Origin of the sequence: Dorea sp. MB18-49 (assembly GCF_023669465.1) — a bacterium.
Lineage (GTDB): Bacteria > Bacillota > Clostridia > Lachnospirales > Lachnospiraceae > Dorea_A > Dorea_A longicatena.
Map to the genome: position 1 here is coordinate 40,513 of NZ_JAMOYX010000015.1, position 12,508 is coordinate 53,020.

Below are 12,508 nucleotides of genomic sequence, written 5' to 3' on the forward strand. Positions count from 1 at the left end.
AATTTTTTCGGAAAGGAGTAATTTTATAAACTGTTATGCATTAATCCGCCTGTATTCATTTGGAAGCATCCCTTCTTCCTGTTTAAATACTTTACTCATATACTTTGGATTGGAAAATCCAGTCATTGCAGCTATCTGATTTAATTTCAGATCTGTATCCAGAAGTAATTCTTTCACATGCATGATTTTAAATTTTCGTACCGTCTCCGTAAAGGAAGTCCCCGTTTCTTTCTTTAATTGTGTTCCCAGATATTGCTCTGTAACATGAAGTCTTCTGGCTGTTTCTTCCAAAGTAATCCCGTCACTATAACATTCTTTCATAATTGTCAGTGCTTTTTGTACCAGATATTCAGAAGATGTCTGGTTGATCTGACTTATCTCGATGCTGGAGAATAATTCCATCATGACTGCTTCTATCTCCTCCCAGGAAACTGCACCTAAGATTGTCTTTAACACTCTCTGAACCATCAATTCCTCATCCCGCAATGTGCCACACTCCTTGGCTGTATTGATTATCGCATATGCGAAACGGATACACACTTCTCTGAGTTCCTGTGGACTGTGTACTTCTATGCGTCCATATTTCATGAATTTCTGAAAACAACCGGTAAATTCTTCTGCATTCATATGTATTACTGCACTTCTGGCCCTGTTTTCAAGCTCTGCCGGATAAATAAACTGATACGTTCTCATCTGTAGAATTTTCTCGCATTCTATCAATACTCTGTCTCCAAGTATCAGATGCCAGCCACATGCCTTTTCTAATTCCAGCTCTGTCTCAGTCAGTCTGTTAAGTCCCTTACATTCCTTCCATGTAAATACGCCACGGTCATGCAGTCTTACGGAACATGCCGGTACTACCGAATGTTTTACGTATTTCAATAATTTACTGACATCTTCCTCACCATAAAAGCAGACCAATGCGGCCTGTTGTTTTTCACGAGGCAGCCAGCACAGTTTCCGTTCCGGATTGTGTTCTTTCAATTCCTCCAGAAATAATCCGACTTCTTTCTTCTCACTTTCATAATATTTTCCAAGGAAAATGTACATACAATACAGGCTGTGTCCCTGAATGATTCCATAATTATCTGCCAGCACAGCGTCCAGCCTTTCATTCTTCTCATATTCACCATCCAGGATATCCTTCAGAATCTTTTCCAATGAAAGAGAATTCTTTCCCCTCTGTTCTACAAATAACTCTTCTTTAATTTTTTCCAGCGTTTTCTTTAGTTCTGTCAGATTCACCGGTTTTAGCAGATAATTTTCAATTCCCAGTTCGATTGCTTTTTTCGCATAGCTGAAATCCGAGTAGGCTGTAAGAATAATCACTTTTGTATAGATTCCTCTTGCCCGTGCTTCTTTCAGCATCTGCAGTCCATCCATATCCGGCATCTGGATATCCAGCATGATCAGATCCGGCATTTCCTCTTCCAGAAGTATCAGTCCTTCTACTCCATTCTCCGCACTGCCTACGACCTGATATTCCGGACTTATCTTATTTAAAATATGTACAAGTCCTTCTCTGATCGGTTTTTCATCTTCAATAACTGCTATCTTCATCTTTTTGTTCCTCCTGCAATGGCACAAACAAATGTACTTTCACTCCACTTGGAGATACATTTTCAAAATAAATCACTGCATCTTCTCCGTAATAAAGTTTCAGACGTTTTCTTACATTCGAGATTCCAAAATGATTCTTGATCTCTTTTCCCATATTCAGGTCTTTCAACTGATCTTCTTCTATATGCCGGCCGTTGTTTGCGATAATAATATGCATCTGTTCTTCCGCTTTGGATACCTCGATCGTCAGACGATGTGCTCCTTCATAACCACGGAAACTATATTTGATCGCATTTTCCACAAATGGCTGCAGCAGCATCTTGTGAATCTTGCATTTCCCGTACGAATCTTGAATTTTAAATTCCAGTTCAATCTCTTCTCCCAGTTTTTCCTGCTGGAGAAGGATGTATTTTTCCAGCCATCCTTTTTCCGCATCAATTGTGGTAAATTCACCGGCATCATTGATCGCATAGCGCAGGATGTCCGCAAGTGCCACCAACATCTCGCTGATCTCATATTGTTCATTCTCAATTGCTTTCCAGTTGATCGTATCCAGAATATTATAAAGGAAATGTGGATCGATCTGAGCCTCTAATGCAGAGATTTCTGCATTCTTCTGCTCCATTGCCGATTCTTTTACCTGTCCGATCAAATTGTGGATACGTTCCGACATTTCGTTAAATCCTTCAGATATTTCCTGAATCTCTGTACTGTCTTTTTCTTTGACTTCAAGCTTTTCCCGGAAATTATCTTTTTCGAGATTTTTCATTGCATCCACAATGTCATTTACCGATATCATGACCGGTTTGGTAACACGATAGATCAGAAGGACAAAGATCAGCAGAACAGCAAGCGCTACCATGATCCAGAATATCACCTGTTCTTCAATTGCTTTCTGATATTCACGAATCGACTGACATAAGAGGATTGACCAGCCGCTTCTGGCATTTTTGATTGCCTTCTGATTAACCTTTGCACTATCCAAAGCCTTCTCTTGCCGGCCAAGCATCTTTGTATCTTCTGCCCCTACGATCACTCCGTCTTTCACAAGATATACTCTGGACCCTTTTCCTGCGCTTAATACCGATTCCAGTTCATCCAAATTGACAGACAGGATTACATATCCTAGATCCTCACTGATATCCAAGTAATTAACGACCTTTCTCCCGATATGAAACATACGCTCAGGATTGTCCGTATCTTTATCAACATCATAGGACAGCAGCTTTGTCTCATCCGGAATTTTTACCTTTTCCATCCATGTACTATTCACCGAAGATGACGACAGTCGGTCGTAAAATATCCGCCTCTTGTCTGAAAGCACAAGCTGGATTCCGTCAACTCCTTCATTTCTATTACAGATATGGGCAAAATCTCTTCTCATATTATATGCATCCGCTTCCGGAATTTCTTCCGAATCATTTGCATTTACTACAAGGCTCAGAAATTCTTCATCTGTTGTAATAGCATAAAGTAACGTTTCGTATTTATCCAGCGTCATATTCAGGCTCTGATTTGCTTTCTGCAAGTCAGCCTCTGCCTGATTGTTCATATTCTCTAATGTACTTGTCTTTAATCTCTCCTGCGATATCAGTGCAAAAATAGCAAGCGGAATACATGCCGTAATGATAAATGCCGGTATTAATATCTGCCGGAGATTTTTCTTTCTCTTTTTCATCTGTTTTCTGCTCCAATACTCTCTATCTTTTCTGCACTTTTGTCCAGTATAGTCTGTGAATCGTTTTCATTTACCAGGATTTCTCTTAAGGTATCCGAAAGTGTCAGTGAGATCTGCGGCCAGTTTCTGCTGATCTCTCTTGTCCTGGCATTCTGATACAGATCTATAAATGTCCCTTTTTCCTTATCATTTTCAAACTGTTGCTGCATAATCTCCTGCCTTGGTGCAAGAAATCCGAACTCATCTATGTACTCTTTCATCCGCTTTTTGTCCGCAAGAAATTTCAAAAACTGAATCGCATATTCCTTATTTTCATTATCTGCCACCGCCAGAATCTCTCCTCCGGCCACCGTAACCTGTGGATTCCCGCATGGAATCGCCGCAACACCAAATTCAAGATCCGGATTGCCTTCACGGATACTGTCGATTGCCATAGAGGAATTGAACATCATTGCGATCTTTCCCTTTATAAACTGATTCGTCAGATCTCCCATCGTAAGGGAAATACTCTGCAGACTTAAGCTTCCTTCCTGCTCCATCTCTTTTAAGAATAAAAATGCCTGCTGCCCGGTTGCTGTATTGATGCTATGGATATCTCCACCCATAGACCACAGAATCGGAAGAAACTCATACATACTTTCCTCTGTCTGCAGTGCCGTGATCGCGAAGCCTTTTATCGTTTTATCACTGACCATCTCCGCAACCTCTTTGAATTCTTCCCAATTCTCCGGAACCTTGCATCCTGCTTTCTCCAGAATCTTCTTATTATAGAACATTGCCGTACAGTTCACTCCAAACGGCTGACCATAGATTCTGCCATTCACGGAACATGGTGCCAGCGCTTTTTCCGAATACTCCCGTAATTCCGGGATCTCATCCGTCAGATCTGCAAATGGTTTCATCTGATGAAGGAATTGAAAATCAGAGGAATCTACCAGTGCAATATCCGGCATCTTTTCTTCCGCCATGGACAGTGCCAGCTGTTTCTTAAAGTCTTCATCCGGTATATAAGACACTTTAACCTCTATTTCATCCTGTGACTGATTAAATTGATCTACCAGTTTTTCCAGATGCTGCTGGTTACCCGGAATATCCCAGTAGTGCCACAGTTCTATCTGTTTTTTCTTTTTTTCTATTGTTTCCGCCTTTTTCTGACAGCCTACACACAGACACATGCTGGCAAACATTACCACACACAGGCAGACAGAAATGTATTTTCTGGTTTTCTTCATCGTCTTTCTCCATTTTTAGATTTCCTACAGATTATCTTAAGATTTTTCATATTTTCTTTAGGCCTATAACACAAATTAGAAACATTTACCATGTATGATATAATCATCAACAACAAAGAAGTCACTCAGGTATCAGAAATATGAATCATCTTTTATCTGATCTGACTTCGCCTAAAAAATCCTTCGGTTATTCACTAAAAACAACAACCGAGTTTATATATATCATTTTTCTTTTTCATAACTTTTTTCCTTTCGGGCATCCGGTGTGGATGCCCATTTTTAATATCAAATACTATTCTTTCTCTCCTTCATTCGCCTCTTCAACCACAACTTCCGGTTCTGCCTCACCATGATCCTCTACATAATCAAAACGAATCACCGCCTGCGGCCAGTTCAGACTGATTCTTGCATTCTTCTGTTTCTCTTTTCCTGCTTTCTGGATCAGATCCAGAAGTTCATCCAGAACAGCTTTCGTCAGATAACCGCCGCGCCAGTGGAATGTAAACACTCTTCCCTTTTTCGCTGTCTGCAGTGCTCTTTTATATACATCCTCTGTCTTTGTAAATGACAGTTTCTTTTCTTTATAATAAAAATGCTCGCCATCTTCACACTTTGGTGCCGGAGCAATAAGCGGCTCATGGTCTCTGAATATGCTTTTATCATTCAGGTTGAAATAGTCGTACCGGATCTCTTTTGAAGCCTGCCTGTCACTCATCTTCTCCCCGTTCCCAAGAGTATTGTCAAACGTCGCATCCAGATGATAATATTTTCCGCCGATTTTTACGATATTCCAGGTATGACGGTATTTGATTCCTTTCTCCGGATTATTCCCGCACACTGCGATCATACACCAGATTCCGAGCGCATCGCACAGTACTTTCACAGATTTTGCAATTCCCTCACAGACTCCGACACCCTGTCCAAGCGGTCCGATGATCTCATGGGAATATGGCTTTTTTAATTTATCGTAATGCACATTTTCACAGATAAAATCATGTACATACTTTTCCTTTTCCCATTCGGATTTGTCTTTCACCGGTCTTATGAGCTTTTCTACTCTGGATTTCAGTGCTTTCTGGTGTTCTTTTATTTTGTTTTTATCAAATAAATATTCCGGGATGAATATGAAATTAGGCGAATCTGAATAATATTTGTACTTATATCCAGTTGCCCAGAAGATTTCCGGATGATCCAGGCGCAGGCGGAAGAACACGTTATAGAGTTCCTCCGCCTCCATTCCCGGTATCTGTATTGAATCTGAGATTTCAAGCAAGCCCTGCCTGATGGCATGATAGGCTGCCTGCTGTACTTTGTTCATTTTACTATAGTAGTATGGTTCCATTCTATCTTCCTCGGTTCCTTTATATATCTGATCCATTTCATTTTTCTCACAGATAGAATTATAACCATAAAACTTTCTACTGGCAATGTCTCTGCGCCAGCTTTCTAATAACTAACTCTTTGTTCCAACATTCTTCGTTGCAACAATATCCACACCCGTACCTGCGACATCTTTCAGTAATACATCTCCGATATGCACCGGTGCCGGTACTTCTACTGTCTTCAATGCTTTTACGCACTCAAAGATTTTCCCTTTCGGAATATCTTCTTTTGTCTTCACCGATACCATATCTGCATCTCCTCCGGTTACTCTTACCGTCGAAGTCACAATTCTGGTCGGATTGGTTACTTCTTTTCTTGCATAGATGTCTCCACGTTTACAGGTATTTCCTGTTACACTGATCACTTCACCGGCTTCCATTGTCACGGTCAGAGGGCAGCCCATCGGACAGCCGATACATGTCAGTTCTCTTGTTGTTACTGTTTCCATCCTCTACGCCTCCTCTATCTTTACTGTAATCGTCTTCAGATCCGGATACTTCATAAGCTGTTCTTTTGTAAGCTTAATCTGTTCCATCTCTCCTGGCGCAACAACCGGACGTTTTTTATGCATCACCCGTTCATCGTCAAAATATGCGCTTACATAGCAGTTCTTATATACACCGCCTACACGGAAGCGCACAGTAAGGTTTTCATCCATATGAGCCGGATTAATCGTACTTGGAACTGTATAGCGTACGCCTTCTACCGGATTCAGTGTAATATCTGCTGCATCTCCCTTACTGCTCTTTTCCCCACCGTCTGTGTCTGACTGTAAGTTCTTCACATATTCTGCTGCATTTCGTCCCGCAGTCTTTGCTTCCTCTGATACAAAATCCACCAGATCATGTACATGCAGTACATTTCCACAGGCGAATACGCCTTCGATATTCGTCTCGAGACTTTCATTGACCTTCGGTCCTGAAGTTACCGGATTCATATCTACGCCCATACCTCTGGAAATCTCATTTTCCGGGATCAGCCCACAGGAAAGTAATAATGTATCACAGGTGTATTCTTCCTCTGTTCCCGGGATCGGTTTTCCTTTGCTGTCTACTTCTGCCAGCGTGATCCCTTCAACTCTTTCTTTCCCTTTGATATCCACAACCGTGTGGCTCAATTTCAATGGAATATCATAATCGTCCAGGCACTGCACGATATTACGTTTTAATCCACCGGAATACGGCATCAGTTCTGCCACAACTTTAACCTTCGCACCTTCCAGTGTCATACGTCTTGCCATGATCAGTCCAATGTCACCGGAGCCTAAGATCACGACTTCTCTTCCCGGCATATATCCTTCCATATTGACCAGACGCTGTGCTGTTCCTGCAGAATAGATTCCCGCCGGACGGTAACCCGGAATATTCAGTGCTCCTCTGGAACGCTCACGGCATCCCATGGCCAGGATCACTGCCCCTGCCTGTATTTCAAATAATCCTTCTTCACGATTCATTGCGGTTACGATTTTATCCGAACTGATGTCCATTACCATCGTATGCAATTTATATTCGATGCCAAGATCCTTCACCTGTTTGATGAATCTTCCGGCATATTCCGGTCCGGTAAGTTCTTCTTTAAATGTATGAAGGCCGAAACCATTATGAATACACTGATTCAGGATTCCCCCAAGTTCTTTATCCCTTTCCAGGATCAGGATATCCTGGATTCCATTTTCTCTTGCTGATACGGCTGCCGCAAGTCCGGCCGGACCGCCGCCAATGATTACTATATCGTATGTTTTCATAATCAGATGTCCTCCTTATTCACTCCTACAATGATCTTTGATTTCCCGCCAGACTTTGTGATCTCTGACATTGGGATTTCCAGTTCTCTTGCAAGGATTTCCATCGTTCTAGGGGAACAGAAACCGGCCTGGCACCGTCCCATACCTGCTCTTGTTCTGCGTTTTACACCGTCTAACGACTTTGCTCCGAGTGGTCTATGGATCGCATCGATAATTTCACCTTCCGTGATCATCTCACAACGACAGATAATATTACCGTATGCCGGTTTCTCTTTGATTAATTTCACTCTTTCTTCTTTACTCAGAGTGTTTGGATCCAGGATTCCTTTTCTTGTAGCAATGAAATTTTCTTTTTCTTCCAGATGAAGCTTTTCTTTCAAAATTCCCGCAACCATCTCTCCGATTGCCGGACTGCTGGTAAGTCCTGGAGATTCAATACCTGCACAGTCAATGAATCCCTTCGCATCTTCTAATTCTTCTATGATAAATTCATGTCCGTCTTCATGTGCGCGAAGTCCGGCAAATGATGTAATGACCTGACGCATCGGAATATTTTTTACATTCTGTCCTGCTTTTGTAAGTACCTGATTAAGTCCCTCTCTTGTTGTATTGGTTCCTTCTTTTTCTTCAATATCGATTGCTGTCGGTCCAAGGAGCAGATTGCCATGTGCTGTCGGCGATACAAGAATTCCCTTTCCGAATTCGTTCGGAAGTGCAAAGATTGTTCTCTTTACATGTCCGCCTGCAGTTTTATCCAGCAGACAGTAGTCTCCTCTTCTCGGTGTTATGTGGATTTTCTTTTCACTGACCATATTGTGGAATTTATCTGCATACACACCAGCTGCATTCACCACATATTTTGTCTTGAAAACGCCCTGATTCGTGTGGACTTCCCAGATATCTTCCGTCTTTTTCAGTTCTTTTACTTCTGTATCAAACTTAAATTCTACACCATTTTCACAGGCATTTTCTGCCATCGCAATATTTAATCCGAATGGACATACAATTCCGGCTGTCGGCGCATAGAGTGCCGCATATACATTGTCTGCAATGTTCGGCTCCATCTCAAGTACTTCTTCTCTATTAAGAATCTGAAGTCCCGATACACCATTTGCCACACCTCTGTCGTATAATGCCTGTAATTTGTCCATATCCTCTTCACGCAGACAGATCACAAGTGAACCGATTCTTTTGAATGGAAAGTCAAGATCTTTAGATAACTGTTCCATCATTGCATTACCGCGGACGTTTAACTTAGCCATCAGTGAACCCTCTTTTGCATCATATCCTGCGTGCACAATTCCACTATTGGCTTTTGACGTTCCACAGCAGACATCTTCTTCTTTTTCCAATACACAGATTTTTGCTTTATAGCGGGACAATTCTCTTGCAGCCGCTGAACCGGATACTCCACTTCCGATTATCATCACATCATACATGTTCCATCTCTCCTTCTATATGTCTTCCATATCCCAGGCATCACTTCTGATACCCGTAGGCTTTTGAAAAAAGAGCCTGACAAGTAAACGCATCACGAATATGCGGTTATCCTGCCAGGCTCTCTTCTCTCACGCCTCTTATTCTATTTTTTTATTATTCTACCACGGAATGGCACCATAAAGCAATACCGCAGCGACAGCTCCAATTACCGGTCCTACTAAAGTTACGACACCGTATCCCCAGTTTGAACTTCCTTTTCCTTTGATTGGAAGTACTGCATGAGCCAGACGTGGTCCAAGATCTCTTGCCGGGTTGATCGCATATCCTGTCAGACCACCGAGTGACATACCGATAGAAACGATGATTCCGAATACGATAAATTTGCCAAGTCCGTCTGTAAGTTCCGGCACATTTGCCATTCCTTTGATTGCAAATACAAGTATAAATGTTCCGACTGCCTCACTGAAAATATTCAGGCCAAGATTCGGAATGGATGGTGCGGTACAGAATACCCCAAGTTTTGTTGCCTGATCTTCTGTTGCGTCAAACTGTCCTTTGAACAGAAGATATACAACTGCTGCACCCACGAACGCACCTGCGAATTGTGCCACAATATATCCAGGAACCATAGACCATGCAAAGCTTCCATCGACCGCCAGTGCCAAGGTCAGCGCCGGGTTAAAGGATGCTCCGGATGCAGCTCCAAATATACATGCCGGCAGCATAACCGCAAGACCCCAGGCAATGGTGATTTGAACCGTTCCTCCGCCCTTCATTCCGGATTTATTCAGGTTCACATTCGCAACCACTCCGTCTCCAAGAATAATCAGTATCATCGTTCCCAAGAATTCAGCTATATAAGGTAACATAGAAATTTCCCCCTTTTTTCTATCTATCTTTATTCAGTTTTTAATCTTCTTTTGCCCATCCGTAAGCGTATTTTACAGCTTTATTCCAGCCTTTGATCATCTTACTTCTCTGCTCTTCATCGATCTTAGGCTCGAATGTCTTGTCGATTGCCCAGTTCTTAATGACATCTTCTTTGCTTTCCCAGTATCCGACTGCAAGACCTGCAAGGTAAGCAGCTCCCATTGCAGTTGTCTCTACGCACTGCGGACGGTTTACCGGAGCGTTGATGATATTTGCCTGTGTCTGCATCAGGAAATCATTAGCACTTGCGCCGCCGTCAACCTTAAGTGCCGCAAGATCAATTCCGGAATCCGCTTTCATTGCTACCAGAACATCATTTACCTGATATGCCAGTGATTCCAGCGTTGCTCGGATAATGTGGTATTTGTTTACTCCACGTGTGATTCCTACGATAGTTCCTCTTGCGTACTGATCCCAGTGTGGTGCTCCAAGTCCTGTAAATGCAGGTACTACATAACATCCATTGGTATCTTTTACTTTCTTTGCCATATATTCAGAATCCGGTGCAGAATCAATAATGCGAAGTTCATCTCTTAACCACTGGATTGCAGCTCCTGCTACGAAGATGGAACCTTCCAGTGCATAATTAACTTTGCCATCTAATCCCCATGCAATGGTTGTAACCAGGCCATTTTTAGAAAATACCGGTTTTTCTCCTGTATTCATCAGAAGGAAACATCCTGTTCCGTATGTATTCTTTGCTTCTCCTGCGTTAAAACATGTCTGGCCGAATAATGCTGACTGCTGGTCTCCTGCTGCTCCTGAAATTGGGATCGGTCCTCCAAGATAAGACGGATCAGCCTCTCCGTAGATGCAGCTGGATGGTTTTGGTTCCGGTAACATACATTTCGGAATATCCAGTTCTTTAAGGATCTCATCATCCCACTCCAGTGTATTGATGTTAAATAACATTGTACGAGAAGCATTCGAATAATCTGTCACATGTGCTGCACCCTTGGTCAGTTTCCAGATCAGCCATGTTTCAACTGTACCGAATAACAATTCTCCTCTTTCTGCCCTTTCTCTTGCTCCCGGCACATTATCCAAAATCCATTTTACCTTTGTTCCTGAGAAGTATGCATCAATGACCAGTCCTGTTTTTTCACGGAATTTGTCTGTTAATCCTTTTTCTTTTAAGGAATCACAATATTCTGATGTTCTGCGGCACTGCCATACGATCGCATGATGTACCGGTTCTCCTGTCTCTTTGTCCCAGACGATTGTTGTCTCACGCTGGTTTGTGATACCGATTGCTGCGATATCTTCTGCTTCTGCATTGATCATATTCATTGCTTCTACCGCAACACCAAGCATACTTGCCCAGATCTCATCTGCATCATGTTCTACCCAGCCCGGTTTTGGGAAATACTGTGTGAATTCTCTCTGTGCCACACTGCACATCTCACCTTTTTCGTTAAACAGAATACATCTGTTACTGGTAGTTCCTGCATCTAACGCCATTACATATTTTGCCATATTCATTTCCTCCTGATTTCTCTCTTACTTTTACTGGTTACTTTTTTTCGCATGCGTTCTATTTGAATTGCTCCCCATAAGCAATTAAATATTCTGTTTCATCATATGCAGCCATTACATCTTCCATACCTGATGATTGGTCGATGATACTGCAATTGCTCCGGCTGATAATGCAGCCATCACATCTTCTTTGTCTGTGATCAGTCCTCCTGCTATGATCGGTGTCTTTATCGAACTGCAGATTCTTTTGATCACTCTTGGCATCACTCCCGGAAGTACTTCTATGAAATCCGGTCTTACTATATGCTGTTGCTGTCTGATATTCTCAAATGCCATGGAATCCAACAGAAAATATCTGAGGATCGTATACATCCCAAGTTCTTTTGCTTTCTTGATCAGTGATGGCTTTGTTGATATAATGCCATCTGCTTCCGTATGTTCTTTCAGATATTCTACCGAAACTTCTTTCGGACTCAGGCCACTGATCAGATCTACATGTACCATCGCAACCTTTCCTGCATCTTTGACTCTCTTTACGATCCGGTCTATCGAACAGACATCTCCAAACAATATAAAAATCACCTGTATCTCCTCTATCGTGCAACTTACTTCTATATCCTTCATGTTCTTCACAGCTGCAATAATCGGATTATTGCCGACCGCATCGTAAAATATCTGATTCATCTTATTCCATCCTCATTCCTATTTGCTGAACGTCTATGCTATATATTTATTCTATTATATTCTGAAATAATTTTCAAAAAAAAGAGCGCGACTAAAAGTAATCGTGTGATTACTTGTATTCGCTCTCCTATCTCAGCTCCCTTGTTCAACTGTGCTTACTATATCACAGTGCACAATTTTTTTCAATGACATTTGGTCATTTTTTAGCTTTTCATCTATTATATACAATTCTTTTTTCATTTTCTTTCGTTAATATGCATTAATTTTGTGTTGTTTCAACAAAATTATTTAGTTATTTTATTAACATTCTCATTATGATTATTTCATCATCTTTCTTTCATTATATGATTAATCTATTATCACATATACAATCTGTCAATT

10 protein-coding genes are annotated in these 12,508 nt (G+C 41.6%); all 10 read right to left on the bottom strand.

The window, feature by feature from the left end; translation table 11 throughout:
* Window positions 1-33: 33 nt before the first annotated feature.
* The 10 genes from NCY30_RS06495 to NCY30_RS06540 all read right to left on the bottom strand — a co-directional run bounded on the left by NCY30_RS06495 (window position 34) and on the right by NCY30_RS06540 (window position 12,127).
* Window positions 34-1,560 (bottom strand): response regulator, encoded by a 1,527-nt coding sequence (locus NCY30_RS06495; RefSeq protein ID WP_173784878.1) that lies wholly within the window; start codon window positions 1,558-1,560, stop codon window positions 34-36.
* Entirely contained in the window at window positions 1,541-3,238 is a 1,698-nt protein-coding gene (locus NCY30_RS06500) for a sensor histidine kinase (RefSeq protein WP_173784879.1), read from the bottom strand. Before NCY30_RS06500 ends, NCY30_RS06495 begins: the two co-directional genes overlap by 20 nt.
* Window positions 3,235-4,470, bottom strand: coding sequence for an ABC transporter substrate-binding protein (locus NCY30_RS06505; protein WP_243857045.1), 1,236 nt, complete (start codon window positions 4,468-4,470; stop codon window positions 3,235-3,237). Before NCY30_RS06505 ends, NCY30_RS06500 begins: the two co-directional genes overlap by 4 nt.
* 292 nt (window positions 4,471-4,762) lie before the next feature.
* Window positions 4,763-5,812: a transglutaminase domain-containing protein gene (locus NCY30_RS06510; RefSeq protein WP_044919335.1), complete on the bottom strand. Its 1,050-nt coding sequence runs from the start codon at window positions 5,810-5,812 to the stop codon at window positions 4,763-4,765.
* A gap of 111 nt (window positions 5,813-5,923) precedes the next feature.
* Entirely contained in the window at window positions 5,924-6,301 is a 378-nt protein-coding gene (locus NCY30_RS06515) for a DUF1667 domain-containing protein (protein WP_173784880.1), read from the bottom strand.
* 3 nt (window positions 6,302-6,304) lie between these two features.
* Window positions 6,305-7,597: an NAD(P)/FAD-dependent oxidoreductase gene (locus NCY30_RS06520; protein ID WP_022415170.1), complete on the bottom strand. Its 1,293-nt coding sequence runs from the start codon at window positions 7,595-7,597 to the stop codon at window positions 6,305-6,307.
* A 2-nt stretch (window positions 7,598-7,599) separates the two neighbouring features.
* Window positions 7,600-9,036 (bottom strand): NAD(P)/FAD-dependent oxidoreductase, encoded by a 1,437-nt coding sequence (locus NCY30_RS06525; protein WP_173788205.1) that lies wholly within the window; start codon window positions 9,034-9,036, stop codon window positions 7,600-7,602.
* Between the two features lie 159 nt (window positions 9,037-9,195).
* Window positions 9,196-9,906: an MIP/aquaporin family protein gene (locus tag NCY30_RS06530; protein WP_006426129.1), complete on the bottom strand. Its 711-nt coding sequence runs from the start codon at window positions 9,904-9,906 to the stop codon at window positions 9,196-9,198.
* A gap of 40 nt (window positions 9,907-9,946) precedes the next feature.
* Complete coding sequence (glpK, locus tag NCY30_RS06535; protein ID WP_130096825.1) at window positions 9,947-11,443, bottom strand: glycerol kinase GlpK; 1,497 nt, start codon at window positions 11,441-11,443, stop codon at window positions 9,947-9,949.
* Between the two features lie 114 nt (window positions 11,444-11,557).
* The gene (locus NCY30_RS06540) at window positions 11,558-12,127 is read right to left on the bottom strand and encodes a glycerol-3-phosphate responsive antiterminator (RefSeq protein ID WP_006426131.1); all 570 of its coding nucleotides are present in this window, start codon (window positions 12,125-12,127) and stop codon (window positions 11,558-11,560) included.
* Window positions 12,128-12,508 lie beyond the last annotated feature (381 nt).